Annotated in this window: 22 protein-coding genes; 7 read left to right on the top strand and 15 right to left on the bottom strand. The window is 61.9% G+C overall.

Annotated elements, in window-relative coordinates; all coding sequences use genetic code 11:
* Positions 1-4: 4 nt before the first annotated feature.
* The 4 genes from groES to F0184_RS12580 all read right to left on the bottom strand — a co-directional run bounded on the left by groES (position 5) and on the right by F0184_RS12580 (position 3,781).
* The gene (gene groES, locus F0184_RS12565; RefSeq protein ID WP_150496543.1) at positions 5-292 is read right to left on the bottom strand and encodes a co-chaperone GroES; all 288 of its coding nucleotides are present in this window, start codon (positions 290-292) and stop codon (positions 5-7) included.
* A gap of 212 nt (positions 293-504) precedes the next feature.
* Entirely contained in the window at positions 505-1,074 is a 570-nt protein-coding gene (locus F0184_RS12570; protein ID WP_150496544.1) for a hypothetical protein, read from the bottom strand.
* Between the two features lie 129 nt (positions 1,075-1,203).
* Positions 1,204-2,700 carry a sigma-54 dependent transcriptional regulator gene (locus F0184_RS12575; protein WP_150496545.1) on the bottom strand — a complete coding sequence of 499 codons (1,497 nt, stop codon included), beginning with the start codon at positions 2,698-2,700 and terminating at the stop codon, positions 1,204-1,206.
* 256 nt (positions 2,701-2,956) lie between these two features.
* The gene (locus tag F0184_RS12580) at positions 2,957-3,781 is read right to left on the bottom strand and encodes a hypothetical protein (RefSeq protein ID WP_150496546.1); all 825 of its coding nucleotides are present in this window, start codon (positions 3,779-3,781) and stop codon (positions 2,957-2,959) included.
* A 556-nt stretch (positions 3,782-4,337) separates the two neighbouring features.
* Between F0184_RS12580 and F0184_RS12585 the strand changes: the two genes are divergently transcribed.
* The gene (locus tag F0184_RS12585; protein ID WP_208998459.1) at positions 4,338-5,891 is read left to right on the top strand and encodes an EAL domain-containing protein; all 1,554 of its coding nucleotides are present in this window, start codon (positions 4,338-4,340) and stop codon (positions 5,889-5,891) included.
* Positions 5,892-6,245: 354 nt separating this feature from the next.
* On the opposite strand, the gene F0184_RS12590 is transcribed toward F0184_RS12585, so the two are convergent.
* From F0184_RS12590 to F0184_RS12620, 7 genes are all read right to left on the bottom strand, one after another.
* On the bottom strand, positions 6,246-7,586 hold the full coding sequence (locus F0184_RS12590) for a M16 family metallopeptidase (protein WP_244299157.1): 1,341 nt from the start codon (positions 7,584-7,586) through the stop codon (positions 6,246-6,248).
* Positions 7,587-7,588: 2 nt separating this feature from the next.
* The gene (locus tag F0184_RS12595; RefSeq protein ID WP_172972098.1) at positions 7,589-9,043 is read right to left on the bottom strand and encodes a M16 family metallopeptidase; all 1,455 of its coding nucleotides are present in this window, start codon (positions 9,041-9,043) and stop codon (positions 7,589-7,591) included.
* A gap of 203 nt (positions 9,044-9,246) precedes the next feature.
* A complete protein-coding gene (locus tag F0184_RS12600) occupies positions 9,247-9,933 on the bottom strand; it encodes a hypothetical protein (RefSeq protein ID WP_150496548.1) in 687 nt (228 codons plus the stop codon).
* Positions 9,934-9,995: 62 nt separating this feature from the next.
* Entirely contained in the window at positions 9,996-10,553 is a 558-nt protein-coding gene (gene lspA / locus F0184_RS12605; protein WP_371871131.1) for a signal peptidase II, read from the bottom strand.
* Complete coding sequence (gene ileS, locus F0184_RS12610; protein WP_150496549.1) at positions 10,550-13,510, bottom strand: isoleucine--tRNA ligase; 2,961 nt, start codon at positions 13,508-13,510, stop codon at positions 10,550-10,552. Before ileS ends, lspA begins: the two co-directional genes overlap by 4 nt.
* 348 nt (positions 13,511-13,858) lie before the next feature.
* Complete coding sequence (locus tag F0184_RS12615; protein ID WP_150496550.1) at positions 13,859-14,869, bottom strand: bifunctional riboflavin kinase/FAD synthetase; 1,011 nt, start codon at positions 14,867-14,869, stop codon at positions 13,859-13,861.
* 256 nt (positions 14,870-15,125) lie between these two features.
* Positions 15,126-15,578, bottom strand: coding sequence for a MaoC family dehydratase (locus F0184_RS12620; protein WP_150496551.1), 453 nt, complete (start codon positions 15,576-15,578; stop codon positions 15,126-15,128).
* A 239-nt stretch (positions 15,579-15,817) separates the two neighbouring features.
* Between F0184_RS12620 and F0184_RS12625 the strand changes: the two genes are divergently transcribed.
* Together F0184_RS12625 and F0184_RS12630 are read left to right on the top strand one after the other, a co-directional pair.
* Complete coding sequence (locus F0184_RS12625) at positions 15,818-16,201, top strand: response regulator (RefSeq protein WP_150496552.1); 384 nt, start codon at positions 15,818-15,820, stop codon at positions 16,199-16,201.
* Between the two features lie 272 nt (positions 16,202-16,473).
* Positions 16,474-17,148, top strand: a complete 675-nt coding sequence (locus F0184_RS12630; RefSeq protein ID WP_172972099.1) for a protein phosphatase CheZ — start codon at positions 16,474-16,476, stop codon at positions 17,146-17,148.
* Between the two features lie 86 nt (positions 17,149-17,234).
* On the opposite strand, the gene F0184_RS12635 is transcribed toward F0184_RS12630, so the two are convergent.
* The gene (locus F0184_RS12635) at positions 17,235-18,107 is read right to left on the bottom strand and encodes a TIGR01459 family HAD-type hydrolase (RefSeq protein WP_150496553.1); all 873 of its coding nucleotides are present in this window, start codon (positions 18,105-18,107) and stop codon (positions 17,235-17,237) included.
* A 108-nt stretch (positions 18,108-18,215) separates the two neighbouring features.
* On the opposite strand from F0184_RS12635, the gene mutL reads away from it, so the two are divergent.
* Positions 18,216-20,150 carry a DNA mismatch repair endonuclease MutL gene (gene mutL, locus F0184_RS12640; RefSeq protein WP_150496554.1) on the top strand — a complete coding sequence of 645 codons (1,935 nt, stop codon included), beginning with the start codon at positions 18,216-18,218 and terminating at the stop codon, positions 20,148-20,150.
* A gap of 89 nt (positions 20,151-20,239) precedes the next feature.
* On the top strand, positions 20,240-21,109 hold the full coding sequence (locus F0184_RS12645; RefSeq protein WP_150496555.1) for an alpha/beta hydrolase: 870 nt from the start codon (positions 20,240-20,242) through the stop codon (positions 21,107-21,109).
* 154 nt (positions 21,110-21,263) lie between these two features.
* On the opposite strand, the gene F0184_RS12650 is transcribed toward F0184_RS12645, so the two are convergent.
* Both F0184_RS12650 and F0184_RS12655 read right to left on the bottom strand, forming a co-directional pair.
* Positions 21,264-22,463 carry a porin gene (locus F0184_RS12650; RefSeq protein ID WP_150496556.1) on the bottom strand — a complete coding sequence of 400 codons (1,200 nt, stop codon included), beginning with the start codon at positions 22,461-22,463 and terminating at the stop codon, positions 21,264-21,266.
* 164 nt (positions 22,464-22,627) lie between these two features.
* Positions 22,628-23,101, bottom strand: coding sequence for a nucleoside deaminase (locus tag F0184_RS12655; RefSeq protein ID WP_244299160.1), 474 nt, complete (start codon positions 23,099-23,101; stop codon positions 22,628-22,630).
* A 119-nt stretch (positions 23,102-23,220) separates the two neighbouring features.
* Between F0184_RS12655 and F0184_RS12660 the strand changes: the two genes are divergently transcribed.
* A complete protein-coding gene (locus F0184_RS12660) occupies positions 23,221-24,585 on the top strand; it encodes a pseudouridine synthase (RefSeq protein ID WP_150496557.1) in 1,365 nt (454 codons plus the stop codon).
* Positions 24,582-25,157 (top strand): 16S rRNA (guanine(966)-N(2))-methyltransferase RsmD, encoded by a 576-nt coding sequence (gene rsmD, locus F0184_RS12665; RefSeq protein WP_150496558.1) that lies wholly within the window; start codon positions 24,582-24,584, stop codon positions 25,155-25,157. Before F0184_RS12660 ends, rsmD begins: the two co-directional genes overlap by 4 nt.
* Positions 25,158-25,182: 25 nt before the next feature.
* On the opposite strand, the gene F0184_RS12670 is transcribed toward rsmD, so the two are convergent.
* The gene (locus tag F0184_RS12670) at positions 25,183-26,007 is read right to left on the bottom strand and encodes an MBL fold metallo-hydrolase (protein WP_150496559.1); all 825 of its coding nucleotides are present in this window, start codon (positions 26,005-26,007) and stop codon (positions 25,183-25,185) included.
* Positions 26,008-26,121 lie beyond the last annotated feature (114 nt).

Here is a 26,121-nt window from a genome sequence, read left to right on the forward strand (position 1 = left end):
CCGGTCAGGCGATCACACCCATGACGTCAGACTCCTTCATGATCAGGAGATCTTCGCCGTCGATCTTCACTTCCGTGCCGGACCATTTGCCGAAGAGCACGCGGTCGCCAGCCTTGACGTCGAGCGGGATCAGCTCGCCGCTGTCCTTGCGGGCGCCATTGCCGACGGCGATGACTTCGCCTTCCTGCGGCTTTTCTTTTGCAGTGTCCGGAATGATGATGCCGCCGGCGGTCTTTTCTTCAGATTCAACGCGGCGGACGACGATGCGATCGTGCAACGGACGGAATGCCATGTGACTTCTTCCTCTCATGGGCACGCCCCACACCAATAGGCAGCGTGCGAAGCATGATGACTAGGTTTGAAAGGGCAGGGAACCCCGCCCTTGTTAGCACTCCCGTTGGGCGAGTGCCAACGCTCCGCATTTATGAAGTGCCCGCAGCCTTGTCAATGCTGCCCGAGGAGAAAAATTCCGGTTTTGAAAACAACTGGCGCCCCATACCGGGATCAGTTCCCGGCTGTGGTCCGAAACGGCAGGGTGATCCGGGCCGACGCAGCGTCGACTTCGTCCTGGTAAGTCAGTTCGAGGATATAAGATCCGGCAGGCAGGCCCTCGAACTGAAAGCTCATGACCGTTTCCAGCTCGAATCTTGGCTGCCGGGCTGTCCCGGCAAACCTGGCAAACCCGGTTTCTTCGGCCAGAACCTGTCCGGACGGCGTCAAAAGCCGATAGTCGGCCGTGAGCGCATAGGCCGCCTCGCCATCGCGTTCGGCGAAGCCATAGGCAACCGGTTCGGCATAAACATGGATCGCCTCGGACTGCCCGAACTCGGCATTGGGGCGCTGGTCGTACTGGCCATAGCCGCTGGCCGGCCGGGTCGTGAAGACGGCTTTCGAGAAGGCGAGTGGGGAGGAGCGCCATGCGCTGTCAAGCATGGCCTGGCTTTGCTGCAAGGCGGCGGATGGCGCGGGAACGGAAGGTTCGGTTCCGGTGGTTTCGCTGGCCACGGCACCGGCCGTGAAAAAAATGAAACCGAGCGCTGCGCCGCAAGCCAGCCGTGTTGCCTGTTTCCCCATGAACCCCCACCTGTCGATCAACGATAACCCCAAGATTGCGCGGGTATAAACTGCAGATAGCGCCGGCACAAGATGAACGCCCCATTGCGGTAAACACGCGAAAGGGCGCGGCCTTTCAGTTTAGGGGGCTCATGCGGTCCGGCCTGTCCAGGATTGGCGCTTGCGATAGATCGTCGACGGGCTGATCTCAAGCGCGGCGGCAGCCATTGCGATGTTGCCGTTGAACGCATCGAGGGCGGTTTCGATGATCCGCCGCTCCTGCTCCCACAGCGGCTCGATCGACCCGAAGGCGCGGATGTTCGCCTGGGGTTTGGCCCGTTCGCGGGACAGGTCCACAATCCCTTGCGTCCGGCCGGAAGGATCGCGGATGAGCATTGGCAGCATGTCCAGGGTGATCGATTGGCCGTCATTCATCACCACGATCTGGCGGATGGTGTTTTCCAGTTGCCTGACATTGCCAGGCCATGAATAGGCGGTCAGGCAAGCCTTGGCATCCGCGTCGAACCCGCAAAAGGCGCGGCCTTCTTCGCCGGCATACGTCCTGAGAAAGGTTGTTGCGAGCGGAATGATGTCTTCGCGCCGGTCGCGCAAGGGGGGCAGATGGACCGGCAAGACGTGCAGGCGGTAATAGAGGTCCTCGCGGAACCGGCCTGCGGCAATCTCCTGAAGCGGGTTGCGGTTGGTCGCGCAGATGATCCGGGCGTCGACGGAAACAGGCTTGGCATCGCCCAACCGTTGGAAGGTGCCTGTCTGCAAGAACCGCAGGAGCTTCGATTGAAGCATGAGGTCCATTTCGCCGATCTCGTCGAGAAAAAGCGTCCCGCCATCGGCCAGTTCGGCGGCACCCGTGCGGTTGTCGGTTGCGCCCGTGAACGCTCCGCGCACATAGCCAAAGATTTCGCTTTCGATCAGATCGCGCGGAATGGCGGCGCAATTCAGAGTGATGAACGGCTTGTTCCGCCGTTCCGAAAGATCATGGATCGCGTTGGCGCACAGTTCCTTGCCGGTTCCAGATTCGCCGGTGATGAACACCGGCGCTTGGGAGGGAGCCATCCGCTCGATCTGCTCTGCGATATGCTGCATGGGAGCAGAGCGGCCAATGAGGCGTGCCAGTCCGGTTTGGCTCTGATCGGTTTTGCCAATTCCGCCGGTGGCAAACGCTTCGGTGTGGGGTGCTGGACCCTCGGCTTCGCTGGCGGGGTTTTGCGGATCATTCTCGTCCGCCGGCATGAGCGGGCGCATATCGAGCTGCGCGCAGATCTTCTGACCAAGGGTGTCGAGCGAAAAAGGCTTGGTCAGAAAATCATGGGCACCGGCGCGCATGGCAGTCACGGCGCGGGAGACCGATCCGCGGGCGGACACGGCGATGATCACAGCGGTTGGACAGCGAACGGCGAATTGTTCAAGTCCGTCATCGCTTGCCAGGGTTTCAAGGTCCACAATCAGGACATCGGTGATCTGTTGGGTCAGATCTTTCAAACAGGTGTCGGTGTCGTTGTAGTGTGCCGGCGCGCGGCACGTGAAAGGCAATTTTCCACAAACGGCCCCGGTACGGTTCGCCTCTGAAAGAGACGAGTCGAGAACGCGGACCATTACAGGCCGGGACCGGCCCCCATCACTTCCCATTTCTGGGTGTCTCCTATCGCTCGTGCTTGTTGACATGAATCGAAGCGATTTGCTTGGAGAAAGGGTGGTCCAACAGGGTAAACAATTGGTTGTCAGAAATGCAAAATGAGGCCGTAAGGGCCGACGGGCCTTATTCAGATGCGCGGTCCCTCAAGAAGCGATCAGCTTAGGCGTGAAACCGGTTCCGGTTAAACGCCTGCTGATCGAGCCGCTGGCGGAAGCCGTTCAGGCCGCACGGACTAAGAGATGAGAACCGTTAAAAGCGTCCCAGAACAAAGCCCAGAACAACGCAGCCTGCGCAGATCAGCGCAAGGGCTTGGGGCCGAAGGGTAAGGGTTTGAATGGGCCCTGCCTGGGCAACACCGCTGACCCCGGCCGACCGGTCCGGAAAACTGCCTTGTCCAGTAGTGTCCTGACCTACTGCAGCCTTTCCGCTTCCCGAAGTCTCCGGCGTCGCCCAAGGTAGCGCAGAGGCGGGCGCTGCGGCTTGCGGGCGTTCGCCCTCCTGCCCTTGTGAAGGGCGGGCAGCCTGACGGAGCGGATCGAGAAACACCAGATCCCCCGCTGCCGCGCCGGGAATTGGCTTTTTCCGGATTTTCGGAAGGTAGGTGCCTTTCGGAACAACGATTTCAACGGGATCCGCGCATCCGGTGCCGTTGTAGTATTCGGTCAGGCGGCGGCGCAGGCGCGCGGCCTCCACGCGGACGATCGGGTCGCTCACAGGGTCGAAGGACGGATCCCGCCCGAGCGCGTTTACCGCAATCGAATAGCCCTTGATCTCGTTCTCGCGTCCTTCGAGTTTCGCCAGGACGATGTATTCCAGAAAGGTTCGAAGCTGCGGGACCGGTTTGAATTCCGGGCTGGACAGGATGCGATTGAGAGCACTGTGTCCGTCCTGGTCATCGCCCTGTCCGTCCGGGGTTTGCCCGTCCTTCAGCGCATGCGCCGGACCTTTGCCTCCCGGAGTGGCCCAGGGCCGCGTCTTGAGGTTCCGGCGTTCGCCCTTGCTGGCGTTCCAATGCGTTGGAGCGGAAAGGCTATCGGCACTGGTGTCGGATGGCGGCGCCGTGTCACGCGGCATGGGGGGCGCCGGGTCCGGCGTCTGGCTTTCCGAGGGCGATCCGGCCGGTACACCGGGGGCAGGGGTCCGACTCAAACGCGTGTGATCCGCAGACGCTTTTGACGCCTCTGTCTTGCAGGCAGGAATGGTGCCGTCATCCCGCGAGCCAAGCTGAATGTATCTCATGGACTAGCCCCCCCAGTGGCCGTGCCGTATGAGTTCCTTTAAGGGCCTGACGTTTCGCCGAGTCGCTAAGCGTCATAGTTGCATTATTCTTATTTTCAACTTGAATAGTTGAAGATTAACCTTATGTTAACCAGTTCTGCCACTGAGGGAAAGCGAAAAGTGCTGCAGCGCTCCGCGTGTGCTGCGCGTGTGGATCATGCTCAGCGGTTCGGCGTGTCCTCCGGATGGGTTTCGTCATTTTGGGGGACAAACGCTTGAATCCAGGGACTGCTCGGTTCCCGGAGTCGGAACCCGGTCATTATTAAGGCATGATTAACTTTGACAGTCTGATTCGAGGTAAGGGTGCGAAGTGGCAATGGGCCGCGCTGCCACAATTTTCATTCTAGTATGTATGGGTGTCATTGCCCTGTCGGTTGCGGCTGTGTTGGTGTTCCAATTCGGCAGACCGCCGGCTGAAGCCCTTTCCCTGTCGCTTGGATTGATGTGCACCATGGTGGTGATCCATCTCCTGTTCGCGCGCGGTCAGGACAAGGGGGCCGTCAGTGAAGCTGTCGACCGCCTTGAGGAACGGATCGCGGATCTGGACGAGGATGTCGGCAACTTGGAAGGCCGTCTGACCGGCGTCGAGCATACGATCCCGCGAAAGACCCGTGCGGAAATCGATCCGTTATTCGCCGAGGTGGAGGTTCTGGGCACGCTGGTGCGTCAGATGGCCGAGGCGATGTCCGACCTGGAAGCGCGGGTTGAAGAGCAGGACCGGCTGCCGCCGCCTCCTCATGTGCATGGTCTGCCGCATTATCCATCTCAGGCCGGCCATCCTGCGGGGCAGCCGGTGGCCCAGCCGTCCTTTTCCGCGCAAGGCATGTATCCGGGCCATATGCCGATGGAGCCGGCCCACGGCCACGGCGCCTATCAGCCCCAGCATTCCGCACCTGAACCCGCGATGGTCGCGCCGCATTTCGCCGGCCATGGTGCGGCGGAGCCGTCGCATCCGGCAGCGGCCGCCTCCCAGCCCTATGCCCGGCAAGCGCCCTATCCGTCCGACTATGGGTCCGAAGCACCGCCCGAAAGGCGCGGGCATGGCGCGCCTGAAGAGTCGTTTTTCGAAATGGCGGATGCCGGCCGCCGGCTTGCCCCGGAGCCGGTGAAGCCGGACCCGAGCATGCGGGAGCTGATCAAGTCCGCCTTGAATGCCAATCGGGTTGAACTGCATCTTCAGCCGATCGTCTCCCTGCCTCAACGGCAGGTTCGCTATTATGAAGCGTTCACCCGGTTACGCGACAGCGATGGCGAATTGATCGATGCGGCGACATTCCTGCCGGAAGCCGTCCGGTCCGGTCTGATCGCCCGCATCGACAATCTGCTGTTGTTCAGGTCTGTCCAGGTCATTCGCCGCCTGACATCGCGCAACCGCAACTCGGCACTGTTCTGCAATATCTCGTCTCTGTCTCTCGTCGACGAAACGTTTTTCCCGGGCTTTCTGGAGTTCGTGAACAACAACCGGAATCTGGCCGACGCGCTGGTTTTTGAATTCCGCCAGAGCGACATTCGCGAGATGGGTGTGATGGAGCGGGAAAGCCTGAGCGCGCTTGCCGAGCTCGGCTTCAAGTTTTCGGTCGACGCGATCGACGACATGCGCATGGACTTCAAGACACTGGCGCAGCAGGGCTTCAAGTATGCCAAGCTCCACGCCGATTTCCTGATCGGCCGCCGGAATGCCAATCATGGGCATATCCATCCGTCTGACTTCGCGGATCTGCTGCACCGCTACGGTGTGGCCTTGATCCCCGACCATGTGGAGACCGAGAGCCAGGTTCTCGAACTGCTGGACTACGAAGTCAAGCTTGCGCAGGGCAACCTGTTCTCGCCGCCGCGTCCCGTGCGCGCCGAAGTCTTGCAGGGCACCCCGGCTCCGGCCCCCAGGCGTCAGAAAGCCGCCGAGTAGCAGCCGGCATCCATCGGGAAAACGAAAAAAAGCCACCTGGTCTTGGACCGGATGGATATGCACGATTGATTCTCGGAGCCGCCCCTGCCGTCAGCTTGCAACCAAAGCCAGCCACCCGGTAAGCTGGCCGTCCGGCCATCCCGGAGGTTGGTTGGCGAACCCGGTCAGGCCGACGCGCTGGGCTTCGACCTGACCGGGAAAAATGACTCGCCCTTGTGAGGCGATGGACCAGCTTTTGCTGATTGAATTGGGCGCGGCACCATTCAATCTTGTCAGGCGAGGCTTTACCCCCAGGGTCTCATGGGACCGGGGGCTGCCGTCCCATGGCCTGATTGAACAGCCCCGGGCTCCGATTCACTGCACCATGGTTTTCGGATCGACAGGTCCAACGGAAACGATCGTTGGTTGCTGACCTTCCAGCAGCCGTTTGGCGGCCCTTTGCACGTCGGCAAGGGTGACGGCCTCGATCTCGGCATTGCGCCGGTCGAAGTAGTCGATGCCCAAACCGGCGATCTTCAAGGCGACCAGTTGCCTTGCAATCTTCGCGGATGTGTCGAACCGCAGGCCATAGGAGCCTGTGAGAAACCGCTTGGCACTCGCCAGTTCATCCTCTGTCGGGCCTTCGCTCGCCATGCGCTGGATCTGATCCAGAATGACCGCCACGGTTTCGCCCGCGCGGTCCGCGCGCGTTGACGCGGAACCGGACAGCATTCCCGTATGCTCGTATGGGGCCAGATAAGAATAGACCCCGTAGGTCAGGCCGCGCTTTTCGCGGACTTCTTCATAGAGCCAGGAGGTGAAGCTTCCACCGCCCAGAATATGATTCATCACGAAGGCAGCCTGGTAGTCGGGATCGTCTCGCTTCAGACCGGGCAGGCCAAACAGGACCGTGGTCTGCGGTGTGTCGAGGGTCACGTGAACCTGAGCGCCCGCATTTGGGTCGACATCCGCAATGACAGCGAGATCCGGCTCTGCGGGCAGATCCGTGAACACCTTGTCGAGAAGCGGTGCAAGGGTCTGCGCATCGATGGCCCCGACCACGCCAACAGTGAGCGTGCCCGTGGCGAACACACGGGTTTTCTGGGTCTCAAGATCCTCGCCGGACATGCTCCCCAGGGTTTCCAGGGTCCCGCCGCTTGGCTTGGCGTAGGGGTGGTCCCCGAACATTGCATCCATAAAGACCTTGCCGGCCACTGCATCGGGTTCCTGCTCCTCACGGCGGACATTGGAGACCATCTGCGCGCGGACGCGGTCCAGCGGTTCGGCGTCGAAGCGCGGGGAATTGACGGCCAGTGCCAGCATGTCGAACGCTTCATCGCGTGTTGTTGTCAGCGTGCGCAAGGAACCGTAGACGTGATCGCGATCCGCCGAGAAGCTGATCCCTATGGCCAGATCCTCCAGACGGGTCTTGTAGGCGATGCTGTCGAGCTCGCCCGCGCCCTCATCGAGCATCGCGGTCATGAATTGCGTGACGCCTTCCTTGCCGTCCGGGTCCTGGGCGGTGCCGCCTTCGAAGGCGAAATTCATGGCGATGATCGGCACGGTGTCGTCTTCCACGAGCCAGGCCTCGATACCGCCGGGACTCACGACACGCTGGATCTCGACGGCATGCGCCGGGAAGACAAGGCCGAGGAACCCGGTGGTCAAGGCGATCGAGAAGAAACGGCTCAGCTTCATGGGACTGAAATGCCTCATGGTCAGGTCCTTTCATCGCTGGTCGCGGATGGAGAGGACGCTGCGGCATCCCCGGTCGTGTCGCTCGGCATTCGCAGGTAGCCGATGACCTTGGTCGGGCCGAGATAGGTGTTCGCGGCATCGAGCACGTCACCCTCGGACACGGCCATGATGCGCTGCGGCCAGGTCTTCACGTCCTCGATCGTTGACCCGGTCGTCAGGGCGCTTCCGAAGATCCGGGCAAGCGTGGTTTGGCTATCCTGCGCGTAAACGGCATCGGCGATCATGTTCCGCTGGGCGCGGGCCAGTGTTTCGGCCGATATGCCGGTGTCCAGGAATTCGGCCAACACCGTCTCGATGGCGGCCTCGAGCGTCTCGAGCGAAACGCCTGGCCGGGGCGTCGCGTAAACACCGAACCGCCCATCGTTCAAGGCGCTGCTTTGATAGTAGCTGCCGGCGTTGATGGCCAGTTTCTGGTCGAGCACGAGCGCCTTGTAGAGCGCGCTGTTGGTGCTGCCCCCAAGCGCATAGGACACAACGTCCAGCGCTTCCGCAGTTCCGGGATCCCCAGTTGCCGAACTGGGCACGATCCAGATCATGCTGAGACTTTCCTGCCGCACGCGCGGATCCTCGAGTTCCGCCCGGCGCACGCCTTGCAGGGGCGGTTCGGCCGGACGAACGCGCGTTCCCGGCTCGGCCCGGCGCGGCACTTGCCCGTAGGTCTGCTCGGCAAGGGCAACGACCTGTTCTGCGTCAATGTCGCCGGCCACGACGAGGATGGCATTGTTCGGCGTGTAGAACCGGTCATAAAACGCAAAGGCTTCCTCGCGGCCCAGGGCCTCGATTTCGCTTTCCCAGCCGATGACCGGCGATCCGTAGGGATGATTGACGAAGGTGATCGCGTTCATCATCTCGTGCAGCCGCGATGACGGGCTGCTGTCCACGCGCTGGCGCCGCTCTTCCAGAACGACATCGCGCTCGGGAGCGACGACCTCGTCGTTGAGCACCAGGTTTTGCATCCGGTCGGCTTCCATCTCCATCATGGTGGGCAGGTGTTCTTTGCTCACACGCTGGAAATAGGCCGTGAAATCGAGGCTCGTGAAGGCGTTTTCCTGCCCGCCGATCTCCGCGACCGTTTTTGAGAACGCCCCGTCGGGATTGTTTTCCGTGCCCTTGAACATCAGGTGTTCGAGGAAATGGGCTATGCCCGACTGGCCGGGCAATTCATCCGCCGATCCGGCCTTGTACCAGATCATATGGGTGACCACAGGAGCGCGTCTGTCCGGGATCACAACGATCTGAAGCCCATTGTCCAGCGTGTGGTGTGACAGGCCGGGCGCGAATTCCAACGCTGCCAGGGATTCGGGCGGCTTGGGCGTCTCGGAAGCTGTTGCCGTTCCGGCGAACAGGCCGGCGGCCAGCAGGCCACCGATCGCAGCAGCTCTCAGCTGTTTTCTCGTTTGAGGAAAATTTGGCACGAAGCGCTCCTTTGGTATGGGCGTCAGCGTTGGCTTACGGAAAGACCATATGGTGACTGATATAGGTCGAAAGCCGAAAGCGTCCCATTAAATCTTCGTCACTTTTGCACCGGTTCCGCAGCGGGAAACACGGAAAAACCGGGTGTGGGGCACCCGGTTCCTCATAGTTCTTACCGCGGCGCAGGGCAGCGTTGGCGCGCCGGTCAGCAATCCGACCGGCCGGCCTCGAGGCAACGCATGTCTATGAGGGCCCCCGACATCGGATCTTCCGCATCCTTCATCCGCTGCTTCTCGGCTGCTTTGACGTCCGTGGGAAACGGAGCATTCGCCGAAGGCTCGTTGTAGGCGGTGGGCGGTTCAGTCAGATACCGGCGCTGCAGACGGGCCGTCGGTGTTTCGGCTTCGCCCGATGACAGCGAATGTCCGCGGCCCTGCAGCTCCTCGGGTGTCATGTGGGCGCCATCGGCCAATTCACGCTGCCGTTGGGTTTGACGGTCGGACGGCCTGTCCACGCCGGTCAGCGTAAATCCGCGCATTTGCTCCGGCGACAGAGGCTGATTGCTGCGGTTGGCATTGGCATAGAGCGCTCTGAGTTCTTCAATCTCCGGGTTCTTCCCGGCATTTGGCCAATTCTCGGAGCCGGCGCCCGCCGTTTGCGTTTCGGGAGGGGGCAGGTTCGACTTGTCAGCCGGCATGGCCAGGGGCGCGCGCGGCTTGTAGTCGATCGGTTTTTCGTTCGGATCGATGGCGCCGAGCCCTTGCATGATGCGGTTGACGGCGGCTGTATCGGGCGCCTGCATGGTGCCATCGGCTGCCTGGCAGGCCGCGAGAAGGCCGCCCGCGAGGGTCAGAAGAACGATTTTTGAGGCGATCGATTTTGTCCGCTGCACAGCAGACTCCTTAAACTCTGGCCGAATGTTGCTCTGGCTGTAACACACATCGCAACCAAACGCTATTTTGCGGCGGAATTGGGACCGGGCCTGAAGCTGTCGATCAAAAGGCCGATGACCCCGGACACAATCCAGACATCGGCCAGGTTGAACACGTACCAGGAGAAGGTTCCCACGTGAAAGTGAACGAAATCAACCACCGCGCCATAGACGAGGCGGTCGATGCCGTTGCCGAGCGCACCGCCGATGACCAGAGCCAGGGCCAGGGCGACAAACCGGTCTGAAACGCGGGTGGACCAGACCCAAAGGGCAAGGGTCGCGGCAACCGTCACGCAAACGAGAAGCCAGCGGCCAAGGTCACTGTCCTGTTGGAACAAGCCGTAGGATATGCCGCGGTTCCAAACCAGCACGATGTCGAGGACGGGCAACACGCGATAGGGTCCCGTCATCCCCAGATCCACGACGTGCAAAAGCCACAGCTTGGTGGCCTGATCGATCAAAAGACCGATCAAGGCCACGACGGCAACGAACCGGCTCAACGAACCCCAAAGCCAGACGTTTCCGTCCGCCTGCTCTTCGCGCCCTGGCTCCATCGATGTGTCGTTCTCCCGCTGTGTCATGCGGCGGCGTGCGCCGAATCCCAGATGCGCAAGGCTTCGGCATCGCGAAGCGTCACGTCAGGGTAATCCGGATCCGTGCCGACTTCCGGAAGAATTTTCCAGGAACGCGCGCACTTCCGGCCGTCCGCCAGTCCGGGAACCACGGCGACATGCGCCGTATCCCCGAGTGTGAAGGCGCTGTCGGGGGCCGGGTCCGCGGTGACCGTCAGTTGGCTGGTGATGCAGATATCGGCCATGTCCCGGCCTTCCAAGGCGGCCATCAGCGCGGGATCGGTGACATGCACCACCGGGTGCGCTTCGAGGGAGGCACCGATCCGCTTGTCGCGGCGCTCGATTTCCAGCGCGCCCAGAACGACCCGCCGGACCTTGCGGATCTTCTCCCATTTGTCCGCCAGCTCCGGATCGGCCCAGTCGGCCGGGACTTGCGGGAATTGCTGCAAGTGAACAGATGTGGCCTGTCCATGACGCGACCACCACGCTTCCTCCATGGTGAAGGGCAGCATCGGGGCCAGCCAGGTGACCAGACAGTTGAACAGCTTGTCGATGACGATCAGCGCTGAACGGCGCCGGATGGACGAGGGCGGGTCGCAGTAGAGCGCGTCCTTGCGGATGTCGAAGTAGAAGGCGGACAGGTCAACGGTCATGAAGTTGAACAGGTGATGGGAGATCCGCTTGTAGTCGTAGTCCCAATAGGCCTTGCGGACCATCGCATCGAGTTCCGTCAGCCGGTGCAGCATCAACCGCTCCAGTTCCGGCATGTCGGCGAACGGAACGTCATCGCCCGGCGCGTGGGCCAGGGACCCCAGCATCCAGCGCAGGGTGTTGCGCAGCTTCCGGTAGCTGTCGACGCTTGTCTTGATGATTTCAGCGCCAAGCCTCTGGTCTTCCCAGTAGTCGGTGGACGCCACCCAAAGGCGCAGGATATCGGCGCCGTACTGTTTGATTATGTCTTGCGGAAACACCTGGTTGCCCAGGGATTTGGACATCTTGCGGCCGTCCTCGGCCATCGTGAAACCGTGGGTCAGGACGGCATCGTAAGGCGCGTGTCCGCGTGTTCCGCAGCTTTCCAGCAGCGAGGAATGGAACCAGCCGCGGTGCTGGTCCGAGCCTTCCAGATAAAGCACATAATCCTCGCCGCCCGCGCCCTTGCGGTTGGGGTTGAGGTCGTCGCGCTGCTCCAGGCAGAAGGCATGTGTCGATCCCGAATCGAACCAAACGTCGAGAATGTCCGTCACCATGTCCCAGTCGTCCGGGTTGTGGCCGTTTCCAAGGAACCGCTCCTTGGCGCCCCCGGCGAACCAGGCGTCGGCCCCTTCGGCGGTGAAGGCCTCGAAAATCCGCCGGTTGACCTGTTCGTCCTTCAAGATCTCGCCACTGTCCTTGTGGACGAAAACGGTGATCGGCACCCCCCACGCCCGCTGGCGCGAGAGCACCCAATCGGGCCGGTTCTCAATCATCGACCGCAGACGGTTCTGCCCGGCGCCCGGAACGAAGCGGGTTGTGTCGATCGCGGTCAGCGCCCGGCTGCGCAAGGTGTCGCCCGCGCCGCCGATCTCCTTGTCCATATACACGAACCACTGCGGCGTGTTGCGGAAGATGATCGGCTTCTTCGAGCGCCACGAATGCGGATATTGGTGCTTCAGGCGGCCGAGACCGATCAAGGCGCCGGCGTCCTTCAAAAACTCGATATTGGCCTTGTTGGCCGTGCCCTTCTCCCCCTTGTGGGTGATGACCTGATGGCCGTCGAGGCCCGGCGCGTCCTTGGTATAAAAGCCGTCGTCGGAAACGGTGAAGGGAATGGCCGTATCGATGCCGCGCGCTTCAAGATCGCGCGCGTTCGCCATCCAGATTTCGAAGTCGTCGACGCCGTGCCCCGGCGCGGTATGAACGAATCCGGTACCGGCGTCGTCCGTGACATGGTCGCCGTCGAGCAGCGGCACGTCGAACTGATAGCCGCCCAGATCCAGATCCCGGTAGGGATGGGCGAGGGTGAGGGCGGCCAGTTCTTCCGGTGCGAGCGGGCGAACCAGCGTGAAATCCTCGATCCTTGCGTTCTTGAAAACATCGCCGGCCAGCGCATCCGCGAGGATCAGCAGATCGCCTTTCTGCACCCAATTGTCGCCGGGAAGCCTGTCCTGGGTGACTTCGTAAAGACCGTAGCTGATCTTTGATGAATAGCTGACAGCGCGGTTGCCCGGAATGGTCCAGGGTGTCGTCGTCCAGATGACCACCGACGCATCGAGCAGCTGTTCGGCCGCGGCCTCATCGGTGCCACCGGCTTCCATGACCGGAAACTTCACCCAGATCTGGTCGGACTGATAGTCGTGATATTCGATCTCGGCCTCGGCGAGCGCCGTCTTTTCCACCACCGACCACATGACCGGTTTGGAGCCGCGATAGAGCTGGCCGGTCATGGCGAACTTCATCAGTTCGCTGGCGATGATCGCTTCGCTGTCGAACCGCATGGTGAGATAGGGATTGTCCCAGTCGCCCTCGATGCCGAGCCGCTTGAACTCCTCGCGCTGCACATCGATCCAGTGCTCGGCGAACTCCCGGCATTCCTTGCGGAACTCGTTGATCGGCACCTCGTCCTTGTTCTTGCCCTTGGCCCGATATTGCTCCTCGATCTTCCATTCGATGGGCAGCCCGTGACAGTCCCACCCGGGCACATAGTTGCTGTCATAGCCCAGCATCTGCATGGACCGGGTGACCATGTCCTTCAGAGTCTTGTTCAGTGCATGGCCGATATGGATATGGCCGTTCGCATAGGGGGGGCCGTCATGCAGGATAAATTTCGTTCTGCCGGCGGATTGGGCGCGCAGTTTCTTGTAGAGCTGCATCTCCTGCCAGACCGCCATGATTTCCGGTTCCTTCTTGGGCAGGCCGGCCCGCATCGGAAATTCGGTTTTTGGCAGGTTCAGGGTTTCGGAATAGTCGCGGGAAGTGGTTTCGGTCATCGCTTCGTCGGATCCGTTCGCAAATGCGCCAATGCTGGCGTCATCAGACAATCTGTCGTGGAATACAAGGGGCGGGCGGTCCGCCAGTCAATCAATCCCGGTCCTCGGCGCCGCGCGCATGGGCGTCAGCCGACGGCCGGGCTCATAATTCGAATGGCAGGAGCGCGCAAGATCGTCGCTTTGGGTGCAAAGTCCAGCATGCGCGGTGATGTAGCAGGCTCTCGCGCTTGAATAAAGACTTCTGTCGCGCTGCACCCGCCGCCAAGGCCGATGTCCCGTGCATGGCCGTCAGACAGTGGCCGGCCAAAACCTGGTGTGCCGGGCGTCCGCCCGGTTGAGACAGGTACGCTAGGGGCAGACCGCTTCTTCATCGAACAGCAGGGCGTGATCCAGATCCGACAGCGGACGCAGATCGCCAAGGGCGGCGCGCGCTTCGAGACTGTCGCGATCCATCTGTGCGACAAGGGCTTGCGCACTGTCGAATTTTCCCTCGCTGCGCAGGAAGGTCACGATGTGCACCGTGAGGGTCTTGCCGTACAGATCGCCGGAAAAATCGAACAGGAACACTTCCAGGAGGGGCGCGCCATTGTCGAAAGTCGGGCGGCGGCCGAAGCTGGCGACACCGTCATGCAATGTCCCGTCAACCCGCACCTTGACGGCATAGATCCCGTGTTTGAGGGGGCAGTTGTCGGCGAGCCGGAGATTGGCGGTCGGATAGCCGAGATCCCGTCCCCGCTTGTCGCCGTGACGCACTTCGGTTTCGACAAACCAGCGGTACCCGAGCAGCGCGTTGGCCTCGGTCACATCGCCCGCGGCGAGCCGGTCGCGGATCCGCGAGGACGAAACGACCTGATGACCCTCGTCTTCTTCCCTGCCGACAATCTCGACGTCGAATGCGTGTGTCCTACCCGATTGCATGAGAAACTCCGGTGTCCCGCCCCGGGCTTTTCCGAAATGGAAGTCATAGCCGGTGACGGCCGCCTGGATCTTCAACTGCGACAGCAGGATATCTTTCACAAACGCGTCGGCTTCAATGCTTGAAAACTCGCGGGTGAAAGCCAGTTCAAGCACGCCATCGAGGCCGCACAGGTGCAACACCTTCGCTTTCTGACCGGCCGGGGTCAGCCGGAAAACCGGAGCGGCCGGATTGAAGAAACTGCGCGGATGGGGCTCGAAAGTGAGGGCAAAGACCGGAAGCCCTTTTTCCTTTCCCATGCGCAGCGCCGCACCGAGAACCGCGCGGTGGCCGCGATGGACGCCATCGAAATTGCCAATCGCGACGACCCCATGTTGAAGCGTGGCGGGAAAGTCGGCCATGCACTTGATGCGCTGAAAGCCGGGCAGGGGGGCAAGAGGCATTCAATCGAACCTTTTGGCGGTGGCGTCCGCCGTCCTGGCCGGTGTGTGAACGCGGCGGCCGAACGAACGCTCCGAAGTCGTCAATCTTATCCTGATAGATACGGGACGGCCGGACCCTGCCGTCAACGCCGGGAAAGGTCAAGACGGGGAAGATCAGGACACGGGCGAAAGGACGGATCTGAGGGCAGCGCCGGGCCGCGCTGCCGGTCCGGACGTGTTTGCGCCCTTTTGTCGCCCCTTCGACCGTCCTGCGGGGTCAAAGACCGGACCGGTCTTCGTCCCGGCCGGGAACCTTGACGGTGGCCTCGCCTTCCAAAACGGCCGTGTCGCCCACCTGGCACAGGCAAGACAAGCGGGCGCGCTTGCCCTTCTCCATGAGTTCTTCGACCGTGACGGTGACGACAACTTCGTCTCCAATCCGCACCGGGGCCTTGAAGTTGAGCGTTTGCGACAGGTAGATCGCGCCCGGTCCGGGCAAACGGGTGCCCAGAACGGCAGATATGAGGCTTGCGGTGTAAAGCCCGTGGGCGATCCGCGTTTTGAAAGGGGTCCGTGCGGCAAAGTGTTCGGAAAGATGAATCGGATTGCGGTCCCCGGAGACTTCGGCGAAGCCGATCACGTCGGATGAACTGACCACTTTGACCAGGCGTTCGCTCATGCCCACTTCAAGATCTTCAAAGCATAACTTTTGCAGCTCCAGAATGGCCATTGACCCTCGGTCCCCGTTTTTCGACTGCGGTTGAAGCTACGCATTGTGCTGGTAAACGGCAATTAGGCTTTCGGTGGACAAATTCGGCCCGTTATTAACGGTCTTTTCAGGGGGATAGCATAAAGTCGTTCAGGAGTGGGGAGGCGGGAACACGAAAGTGTCTCTCTCCTTATAACTGTCAGATCGCGTCTCCGCGGCCCAAGGCCAAGGGCCGCGCAAGTGACTGTATGGAGTAGACAATGGCCCTTGATCTATCAATGCCGGTCCTCGTTGTCGATGACTACAAGACAATGATTCGGATTATTCGCAACCTGTTGAAGCAGCTGGGTTTCGAAGACATCGATGATGCTGCGGACGGTACCGAGGCGCTGGAGAAGATGAAACAGCGCCGTTATGGGCTGGTCATTTCCGATTGGAACATGGAGCCGATGACCGGATACGAGCTTTTGAAGCAGGTTCGTGCCGATTCGGGCCTCAGCAAGACGCCGTTCATCATGGTCACGGCCGAATCCAAGACCGAAAACGTCATTGCCGCGAAAAAGGCTGGCGTGAACAACTACATCGTGAAGCCGTTCAACGCCCAGACCCTCAAGGGCAAGATTGAAGCGGTGTTTTCCGACTAACCAGCGCTTGGATACCGGCGGTTGGCAATGGGGACTGCCCACCGCCCGTTTTCCTCGGCGTTGCCGGAGCATTCGGGTCCATCGCAAACCCGGAACTTTTCGGGAACATGGATCCTGTGATTGGAGCGCCGGCGTTATGAGCGACGCTCGGCGGACGCTCTCATATCTGGATTCCGATCAGCGCGCGGAAAAAGGCCGGTTGCGGCTTGTCGCCCGCTGATCCGGTACCGTTGCGCGCGCGGAGCAGCCGACGGATGTAAGGGGTGGGGAATATGACGCAGATTACCAAGGACAATGTGGCCAACATCGTCGCTTTCCTGGAGGAAAACAAGAACAAGGGCGGTGATGTTTCCCTGACCGATGTGATGCATCTGGCGGAAATGATGTCCGGGTCGATGCACGAATTTCTGTCCAAGGTTCAGCCTGCGATCACCGAGGAACTCACGGCGATCGCGCGCGAGATCAGTTCCATGAAGCAGGAAATCGCCCAGCTTCAAGCCAAGGACATGACCTCCAATCGCATTCCGGACGCCGGCCGGGAACTCGACGCGATCGTCGAGGCGACGGAAGACGCGACCAATACCATCATGGAAGCGGCCGAGGAAATCATGAGCGCGGACCCGACCAATTTCGCGGCCTATCATGAACTCGTCAACGGCAAGATGATCGCCATTTTCGAAGCCTGCACGTTCCAGGACATTACCGGACAGCGCATTTCGAAAGTTGTTTCCACGCTGAACTACATCGACCAGCGTGTGTCCGACTTCGTGGCGCGCCTCCGCATTCCGGACGGTTTCGAAGCCCCGGTCGAGGAAACCGCCGAGGAACGCCGCAAGCGCGAGCTGATCCTTCACGGTCCGCAAATGACTGGAGAAGGCGTATCCCAGAACGATGTGGATGCGATGTTCCCGGATTCCCAATCGGAAATCGACAAGCTCTTCGACTGACGCCCTTCATTCAGGCGGACGGAAAAAAGATCATCTGTCCGTGCGGTCTTGCCCGTGCGGGCTTTGGGACCCGGCTGATCCTTGTGCTACCAGGACAATCTCGGGATGGCCGCGCGGACGGTCAATCCCTCCTCCGCCAGCCGGCTCCGGATCCGGCCTTCTTCGGGCTCGTCAACGGGCCCGAAATCGGCGGCGTGAATGCCGGCGGTCACAAAAAACACATCCAGATCTTGCGACACGGCGCCGCGAATATCCGTCGGCAGTCCATCGCCGATGCATAGAACCCTGGATCTGTCCAAAGGTTCGACGCCCAACTGGACGAGCCGGTTGACGGCCGCGTCATAGATCGGCGCGTGCGGTTTTCCAAGGATTGACACCTCACCGCCGAGATCCTCGTGCAAGCGCGCAAGCGCCCCGGCACACCAAATCAGCTTGTCGCCGCGTTCCACAACGATGTCGGGATTGGCGCAGATCATCGGCACGGAGCGGTCGACAAGCTCCTGCAGCCGCGCCCGATAATCGTCGGGCGTCTCGGTTTCATCGTCCACGAGCCCTGTGCAACTGATGACATCGGCACTTGCGTCCTCGCCGAAGGTCAGCCCAAGCCCTTCATAGATCGGAAGATCCCGGTCGGGACCGATATGCAAAACCGTTTTACCGGTCTGGGCGGACAAAAGCTCCCGGGTTACATCGCCGGAGGTGACAATGTCGTCATAGGCGGTCTCGGGAACGCCCAGGCGGGCCAGTTGCGGACGGATCTCCTGCGCCGGCCGCGGCGCGTTTGTGATGAGAACAACTTTTCCGCCCGTTTCGGCCCGGTACCTGCTAAGGGCGTCATGAGCGGCCGCGAAGGCGGTGACGCCATTGTGCAGGACGCCCCACACATCGCAAAGAATGGCGGAGTAGTCTGGCGCGAGCGTCTTGAGGCCGGGAACAAGCAACGGCGCGGAAACAGTCATGATGGCTCACTCGGATGGGTCGATCTGATAGGATGGCGCCGATTCGTCTTGCACCGCAGCGGACCATATCGGAAACGGCCTGACCAGGGAACAGCGTAGGAAACGGCAATGAAGGTGAGGCAACTCGGCGAGCGGGTTATCAACCAGATCGCCGCCGGCGAGGTGGTGGAAAGGCCGGCCAGTGTCGTCAAGGAACTGGTCGAGAACGCGGTCGACGCGGGCGCCTCCTCGATCGACATCGTCACGGCGGCCGGGGGAAAGACCCTGTTGCGGGTGTCGGACGATGGCGCGGGCATGCGCCGGGACGATCTGGAGCTTGCCGTCAGACGCCATTGCACCTCCAAGATATCCGACAACGATCTGTTCGATATCCGAAGCCTGGGCTTCCGCGGCGAGGCGTTGCCGTCGATTGGGGCCGTGTCCCGGATGAGCATTCAAACCCGGCACGCCGACGAACCCCACGCCTGGACCATCTCGGTCGAGGGCGGGCGGGAAACCGGACCTGTGCCGGCGGCCCGCTCCAAAGGCACACAGGTTGAGGTTCGCGACCTCTTCTTTGCAACGCCCGCCCGGTTGAAGTTTTTGAAATCCGATCGCGCGGAATCCGCTGCGATCACCGAAATCGTCCGGCGGATCGCCCTGGCCTACCCTCAGGTGGGTTTTTCCCTGGCGGGCAGCGACCGGCAACCGGCGAATTATCCGGCGGCGCGGTCGGACAATGGCCGGTTGATCAGGATCTCGCAGGTGCTGGGGCGGGAGTTTGTCGACAATGCGATGGTGATCGACGCCGAACGCGAGGGGGTCCGGCTGACCGGCTTTGCCGGTCTGCCCACCTTCCACCGGGGCAATGCGCAGCATCAGTTCTTTTTCGTCAACGGGCGCCCTGTGAAGGACAAGCTTCTTCTATCGGGTTTGCGGGGCGCCTATGCCGACGTTCTGGCCCGCGACCGGCATCCTGTGGTGGTTCTTTTTGTTGAACTCGAGCCTGCGCTTGTCGACGTGAACGTTCATCCAGCCAAGGCCGATGTCCGGTTCCGCGACGGTCAGCTGGTGCGGGGGCTTCTGGTCGGAGCGATCAAGCAGGCTCTGGTTCAATCCGGGCACCGTTCCTCGACGTCGAACGCGGCCGCGGCCATGGAGGCCATTCGTGCCGGCATGGCGGTTGACGGCCGCACGGGCACGGAACCGGCCTCAACCCTGGCCTCAACCCTGGCCCCAACTCCGGCCACGACTTCGCCCCTTGGTGGGAGGCGCATGTCCTTTCCCTTCGCGGCATCGCCGGTCCGGTCGTGGGACCCGGGCTCGTTCCGCCCCCTGGAGGCAGGCGCCGCCCATGGGGGCGGCATGTCCGAGGACTCGGTTTTCTTTACCGGTCCACAGATCCAAGGCGGCTTGGCGGACGTGACCAGACCCAGCGCCGATGCGCGGGCGAACGAGGCGGACCACGCTCCGGGGCGGACGGCTCTGCCTTTGGGGGCCGCACGGGCCCAACTCCACGAAAACTACATCATCGCGCAGACCGAGGATGGCGTGGTGATTGTCGATCAGCACGCGGCCCACGAGCGGCTTGTCTATGAAAAGCTCAAGACCGATCTGGCCAGCAAAGCGGTGGCCCGGCAAATGCTGCTCATTCCCGAAGTGGTGGAACTGCCCGATGAGGATGTCGCGCGTCTCGTCGAGCGCGCCGGCGACCTTGCAGAGGTCGGTCTGGTGCTGGAAGCCTTCGGGCCGGGCGCCGTTGTTGTGCGCGAGACCCCGGCGGTTTTGGGCGATATGGACATCCGCGGGATGGTCAGGGACCTGGCCGATGAACTGGCGGAGTGGGACACGGCCGATGGCCTCAGGGAAAAGCTGGACCATGTGGCGGCGACGATGGCCTGCCACGGGTCCGTCCGCTCCGGCCGGCGTATGCGCGTCGAGGAAATGGATCGATTGCTGCGGGACATGGAGGCCACGCCGATGTCGGGTCAATGCAATCACGGCCGGCCGACCTGGGTTGAACTCAAGCTCAGCGATATCGAGAAACTGTTCGGCCGCAAGTAAGTCTCGCCAAAGGTGTTTCTCCGCCGCACAGGCCAGCGGCCCGCGCCGTCGAGCCAGCCACACAGGATCAAAAGGAACCGGAAACCCGCATGATTGACAAGAAGAACGCGATCACGGAACGAACGGCCGGCCGGCGCGCGAACACGATCAAGCGGGGTCTTGCCGCCGCGCTCCTCGTACTGGTCGCGACCTACGCTGCCGTCGCCGGTTATATGTATGCCGTTCAAAGAGATCTGGTCTTCCGGCCGGGGGGCGTTCTCGACACGCCGCAGGCGGCAGGGCTTTCGGGCGTGACCGCGGAGCGGGTCGCGCTTGCCGACGGCACGCATCTTCTCGTGTGGACGGCCGAACCGTCCGATCCGTCGGCGCCGACGGTGCTTTACTTTCATGGACAGGGCGGCAATCTGTCGGATCGCGCCAGCCGCTACAAACGGATTGTCGATCAGGGCTATGGGCTCAAGGCGGTCAGCTACCGTGGCTATCCCGGCAGCGAGGGCCGGCCTTCGGAAGCGGCTTTTATCGCCGACGGGATCGAGCTTTTTGACCGCCTTGAACAGTCCGGCCGGGCCATCATTTTGTATGGGGAGTCGCTTGGCACCGGTGTTGCCGCGGCGGTCGCCGCCGCCCGTCCGTCCGCCGCTATGGTCGTTCTTGAGGCTCCCTATACCGGGGTGGCCGACATTGCCGCCGAACAGTATCCCTGGCTGCCGGTGCATCTGCTGATCAAGGACCCTTTCCTGACCCGCGAGCGAATCGCGGACCTCAAGGTTCCGCTGCTGATCGTTCATGGAACGCGGGACCGGGTCATTCCGTTTGCCCACGGTCGTGCCCTTTACGATCTTGCCGGTTTGCCGAAACGGCTGGAGGTTATCGAGGAGGGCGATCACAACGACCTGTGGCGCCGTGGTCTATGGGAGCGTGTTCAAGGCTATTGGGCTGAAGTGGCGCAACAGAATTGACTGGGCGGCCGGACGGTTTGCCGGGCCTTGCCCAACCCTTGGCCTGCAATAGCTCTAGATCAGCGGGTGTTCAATCGACATCGATTCAACACCCGCTGATCTTTTCTTGAGTTGCCGGGCATCTTTGGGCGTTTCGAACAAACAGCCCGATACTCTAGAAGGACCGCTGGATGCGGAAAGATCCGACGAATTCGTTGGTGTCCGCGAGGCCCGACACGGCGCTGTAATCCAGGTCACGGTATTGGATCTCGGCACCGATCTCCAGGCCGGACACCGGCACCCAGGTCACGTTCGGCGTAATGTCCCATTGGGTGAAGTCGAACGCGGACACGCCAGCATCGGCATTGTGATAGCCGGCATCGAGGTTGAAGCTTACGGTGCCGGACAGCGGCTGGTGGATACCGCCATAGATGCTCCAGGTCTTGGTCGTTCTCGTATCGGTGCCATCCACGACCACGGCATCGGTGATCCTGTTTGCCCAGCCTGTGGTCGCATAGCCGCTCGCGCCGTCTGTATAGACCCCTTGCAGCGCGACCTTCGTTTTGCCGCCTCCGAAGAACTGGCCGAGCTTGACTTCGACGCCGCCCCCGATCGCCCAGCCAAGCGGGCTGTCCGCGACGGCGGCTGTGGAGGAATTGACATAGACGTGGTGCAGCGCACCCATCAATTGCGCGGAGCCCCAATCCTGATCGATGTTCAGATTGGCGACGAGATCCGGCCACTTGTGGCCACCGTAAAGATTGGTCGACACCAGGGTTCCGACACCCGCAATGTTGTTGCGCCGTTCTGTGCCATGCTCGACCGAAAGGCTGGCGGAAAGGTCGTTGCCGAAGCCATAGGTGTAGGCAAAAAGATTTGATTCCGTGTCGGAATAGGTTTCCAGCTGCATATCCATCGCATAGCCGGTCCAGAAGTCCCAAAAGGACGTGGCACGGCCTGCGGTCAGCCCGCCGAACTGGATGTAAGCATATTCGAGCGTCGGATCGTCGCTTCCCCCTGTTGTGTTGGTGATGTAGTAACCGACATAGGTGCGCAGAAGTCCGAATTCTGTGTGTGTCCTTGCGTCGAGGCGCACGTAACCCCGAGCCCGGAATTCGGTGCTCATGTCGGTGTCGCTGTCCCAACGGTTCGGGGCATCACCGAAGTCGCGGAATCGGTAATCGGCCCGGACCCGCCCAGATACCCGCAGACAGGTTTCGGTCCCGGGCAGATAAAAGAAGCCGTTCCCGTGCGCATCGCAGACCCGGACGTAGGCCACCGGCTCCGGTGCAACCGGGAGATCAGCTGCATATGCGCCGTTCAAAGCGGTCGCGCTGCACAGGCCAATTGTGGCAACAACTGAAGTGAGTTTCATTTCGGGAGCCTCCTGTGAGACAGCAAGCAGCTCCTGCCTACTGCCCGTAAGTCATGACCGTTTTGTGTGACGCTTGCTTGAACATGGGCACGATCCTGGGTTGCGGCCGCAATTACGGGAAAGGAGTGTGTTCGGAAAGGCACAGCGTAGTATTGCAATATGACCTAGGGGAATGACCGGCGGTTCTTGAAAAAGTGCCGCAAAAGCCGGGCAGCGGCTTCTTCGGACAATCCGCCGTAAATCTCCGGCGCATGATGGCAGATCGCGCTGTGAAAGAACCGGGTCCCGTGGTCGACCGCTCCGCCTTTCTCATCGGCCGCGCCGTAGTAGAGACGGCGAATGCGGGCGAACGAGATGGCTCCGGCGCACATCTGGCAGGGTTCCAGCGTCACATATAAATCGCAGCCGGGGAGCCGTTGGGAGTTGAGCCGCGCGCAGGCTTCCCGGATCGCCAGTATCTCGGCATGAGCCGTCGGGTCGTTCAGTTCCAAGGTGCGATTTCCGGCGCGGCTCAAGATTTCGGTCCCCCGCACCAGAACGGCGCCCACGGGCACTTCACCGCGCCGGGCGGCCATTTCCGCTTCCTCAAGGGCTAGATCCATGAAACGCGGTGCGCTTGTCTGTGGTCTATCTTCCATAATCTTCAGACTATCCCCCGGTTCCCCGGCTTCATAGGGGGGAGGACTTCCGGCATCCTGGAGGGCGCGGAGGTGTTTTCCCGATTCCCGAACGGTGGTGGCTCTGCTATGAGGCGCTTATGAGCGATTACAAAAACAACCGAAACAAGTCGAGGCCCGGGCACGGTGCGGGAAACGCGCGGGCGGACGACCGCAGGAAGTCCGGCCCGCCGAAGGGCCCGCGGAGCGCAAAGCCCGGCGGGTTGAAAACCGGTGCGCCGAAAACCGGTGCGCCGAAAAAAAGCGCAGCGCCGGTGCGCGCCGACGCCGCAAAACCATCAGTCGCCGGAGTGGAGTCATCCGGCGAGCGGATCGCGAAGGTGATGGCGCGCGCGGGGTTGTGCTCCCGCCGGGAAGCGGAGACATGGATTGCCGCCGGCCGGGTCGAGGTGAACGGCAAGGTCCTGCCCACACCGGCCGTGACGGTCGGCCCGGACGACAAGGTGGTCGTCGACGGCACGCCGCTGCCGATGCGCGAGCGCACGCGCCTGTGGCTGTACCACAAGCCCCGTGGTCTGGTGACGACAAACAAGGATCCGGAAGGGCGGCCCACGGTGTTCGAGAAGCTGCCGGCCGATCTGCCGCGCGTTCTGTCTGTCGGACGTCTCGATATCAACACCGAAGGCTTGCTTCTGCTGACCAATGACGGCGGGTTGGCGCGGGTTCTGGAATTGCCCTCCACCGGCTGGCTCCGCCGCTACCGGGTGCGGGCATTCGGAAAGATCACCCAGGCCGAACTCGATGGACTGGCTGACGGCGTGGCCATTGACGGCGTTCTCTATGGGGCCATCGAGGCGAGCCTCGACAAGGAGCAGGGGGACAATGTCTGGCTGACGATCGGGCTTCGCGAGGGCAAGAACCGGGAAGTGAAGCGGGTGCTCGAGCATCTTGGCCTTTCCGTGAACCGCCTCATCCGGGTGTCGTTCGGACCCTTCCAGCTCGCCGACCTTGAAGACGGCGCCGTCCGCGAAATTCGCGGCCGGGTCCTCAGGGATCAGTTGGGCGAGAAGCTGGCCATGGAAGCGGGCGCCGATTTCGAGGCCCCGATCCTCAATCAGGCCGTGCCGGTCCAGCCAGCCAAGAAGGGCCCTGTCCGCAAAGGGCCCGCCAAGGGCGGGCGCAAGCCGGACGGCGCCGGGAAAAAGACGGCTGACGCCCACTGGATGACGGCGCGCGCGGGCGCGCAGGCGGTCACGCGCAAGAAACCCTTTGCGGGGAAAAGTGGCGGCAAGAACGACGACCGCCGCGATGACAGGCGCGACGATAGGCGCGAGCAGGGCCGTCAGGACAGGAAACCGGCTGGCCGCCGCATCTGGGGTGAGGACGGATTGCTGGAGGACAAGCGTCAGGATGCGCGCAGTGAACAGCGTGCGAACCGGGAACGTCCGGGTCCGGGCGGGCCGAAGCGGCCGTCGGGGCCGCGGGGGGCGCGGGGACGGTCGTGAGGATCATCGCCGGCCGTCACAAGGGGGCCGCGATTGCGGCGCCCAAGACGCAAGCGACCCGGCCGACAACGGATCGCTTGCGGGAAACCCTGTTCAACATCCTGGCTCACGGTCATGGGCTGGACTTCGACGGTCTTCGTGTGCTGGACCTGTTCGCCGGCAGCGGCGCCTTGGGGCTGGAGGCGCTCAGCCGCGGGGCGCGCCATTGCACCTTCATCGAGGAAGGGGCGGCCGCGCGCGGCGTGATTCGCCAAAACATGGAAACGCTGGGGCTCAACGGGGTGGCGAAAATCTTTCGCCGGGATGCGACGCGTCTCGGCGATGCCGGCACGATCGAGCCTTTCGATCTCCTTTTCGCGGATCCGCCCTACGGCCTGGGGCTTGGCGAAAAAGCGCTCGCCTCGGCCTTGGCCGGCGGTTGGCTGACGCCCGGTGCGGTCTGTGTTCTCGAGGAGCGCGCCGGTGCCGTGATCGACAATCCCGCCGGCTTCACGAAACGCGATGAGCGCCGGGCCGGCGACAGCGCTTTGCACTTCTTTCAGGTCGACGCAGCCTCCGTTTCGCAAGCCTGAGCACGAACCTCGGGCGGCCGCTCTGTTAACCGCCACCCGGCATCATCACCAGGACGGTCTTCTCGCCCGGCAATTCATCCCGGCGGACAATCAGCCTTGGTTCGCTCGCCATCTCGACGATGAAACCCGCTTCCAACGCGCGGGCGGTAAAGGCGTCGAGCGAGCCGAAAAAGTGAAAGTGCATCGGAATGACCAAGGAGGGCTGGACAGCCTCCAGCACCTTCATGAGGCTGTCGTGGCGGATCGTTGCCGAGTTGTCGACGGCGGCCATCACAATGTCGATCTGCCCGAGCCGGGTCAGATCTTCGTCTGTCAGCTGATGATGCAGATGCCCGAGATGGGCAATGCAAAGGTCCGCGACTTCAAACACGAAGATGGAGTTCCCGAGCCGCCGGGTTTCCCCGTCCCAGCCGCGGGTGTTGGTTTGAATGTTGCGGATGCGGACGTCCTCAACGATGAGATCGTGATCCATTGCGCCGCCCTCCGGGTTCCACCCGAGCAGGACATGTTCGATCTCGGGCTCCGGATTGAGGGTGTAATGCGTGCTGTGTGCGCCGTTCATGGTCACGACAGTGGGCAGGCGGGCTGGTTTGTACCGGTCGTTGTAATCCGTCGCTATCCGCACACCCTGGGGCGTTTCGAGTTCAAACGTGGAATGGCCGATATAGCTGATCTGCACCTCGTTCGGGGCAAGCGCAACGGGCAGCCGTTTCGGCTCAAAGGACCGGTCGTCGGCAATCAGCTGGCAGACCGCAAGGGCGGGTCCGGCAAGGAACAGCAGAATGGCGCCTGCCAGCCCGGACAACCGGGACAGGGCAGAGACGGTTCCAACGGAAGCTACACGTATCATCAGACGGTCCTCCTCAAGAGCTCACCGGACAGGCCAACTATTAAGGTTAGAACCGGCTCGGCAACTGGCAAGTGATTTTCACACTGTTGCGGTGGGGCGCTGAAAAAAGAACTG

The sequence above is a fragment of the Roseibium aquae genome (assembly GCF_008711285.1).
Classification (GTDB): Bacteria; Pseudomonadota; Alphaproteobacteria; order Rhizobiales; family Stappiaceae; genus Roseibium; species Roseibium aquae.

What these genes read in the sequence shown, in the direction of transcription:
- groES (WP_150496543.1), bottom strand. Translation starts at nt 292, where the DNA reads ATGGCATTCCGTCCGTTGCACGATCGCATCGTCGTCCGCCGCGTTGAA.
- F0184_RS12570 (WP_150496544.1), bottom strand. Translation starts at nt 1,074, where the DNA reads ATGGGGAAACAGGCAACACGGCTGGCTTGCGGCGCAGCGCTCGGTTTC.
- F0184_RS12575 (WP_150496545.1), bottom strand. Translation starts at nt 2,700, where the DNA reads ATGGGAAGTGATGGGGGCCGGTCCCGGCCTGTAATGGTCCGCGTTCTC.
- F0184_RS12580 (WP_150496546.1), bottom strand. Translation starts at nt 3,781, where the DNA reads ATGCCGCGTGACACGGCGCCGCCATCCGACACCAGTGCCGATAGCCTT.
- F0184_RS12585 (WP_208998459.1), top strand. Translation starts at nt 4,338, where the DNA reads ATGGGTGTCATTGCCCTGTCGGTTGCGGCTGTGTTGGTGTTCCAATTC.
- F0184_RS12590 (WP_244299157.1), bottom strand. Translation starts at nt 7,586, where the DNA reads ATGAGGCATTTCAGTCCCATGAAGCTGAGCCGTTTCTTCTCGATCGCC.
- lspA (WP_371871131.1), bottom strand. Translation starts at nt 10,553, where the DNA reads ATGACACAGCGGGAGAACGACACATCGATGGAGCCAGGGCGCGAAGAG.
- ileS (WP_150496549.1), bottom strand. Translation starts at nt 13,510, where the DNA reads ATGACCGAAACCACTTCCCGCGACTATTCCGAAACCCTGAACCTGCCA.
- F0184_RS12615 (WP_150496550.1), bottom strand. Translation starts at nt 14,869, where the DNA reads ATGCCTCTTGCCCCCCTGCCCGGCTTTCAGCGCATCAAGTGCATGGCC.
- F0184_RS12620 (WP_150496551.1), bottom strand. Translation starts at nt 15,578, where the DNA reads ATGGCCATTCTGGAGCTGCAAAAGTTATGCTTTGAAGATCTTGAAGTG.
- F0184_RS12625 (WP_150496552.1), top strand. Translation starts at nt 15,818, where the DNA reads ATGGCCCTTGATCTATCAATGCCGGTCCTCGTTGTCGATGACTACAAG.
- F0184_RS12630 (WP_172972099.1), top strand. Translation starts at nt 16,474, where the DNA reads ATGACGCAGATTACCAAGGACAATGTGGCCAACATCGTCGCTTTCCTG.
- F0184_RS12635 (WP_150496553.1), bottom strand. Translation starts at nt 18,107, where the DNA reads ATGACTGTTTCCGCGCCGTTGCTTGTTCCCGGCCTCAAGACGCTCGCG.
- mutL (WP_150496554.1), top strand. Translation starts at nt 18,216, where the DNA reads ATGAAGGTGAGGCAACTCGGCGAGCGGGTTATCAACCAGATCGCCGCC.
- F0184_RS12645 (WP_150496555.1), top strand. Translation starts at nt 20,240, where the DNA reads ATGATTGACAAGAAGAACGCGATCACGGAACGAACGGCCGGCCGGCGC.
- F0184_RS12650 (WP_150496556.1), bottom strand. Translation starts at nt 22,463, where the DNA reads ATGAAACTCACTTCAGTTGTTGCCACAATTGGCCTGTGCAGCGCGACC.
- F0184_RS12655 (WP_244299160.1), bottom strand. Translation starts at nt 23,101, where the DNA reads ATGGAAGATAGACCACAGACAAGCGCACCGCGTTTCATGGATCTAGCC.
- F0184_RS12660 (WP_150496557.1), top strand. Translation starts at nt 23,221, where the DNA reads ATGAGCGATTACAAAAACAACCGAAACAAGTCGAGGCCCGGGCACGGT.
- F0184_RS12670 (WP_150496559.1), bottom strand. Translation starts at nt 26,007, where the DNA reads ATGATACGTGTAGCTTCCGTTGGAACCGTCTCTGCCCTGTCCCGGTTG.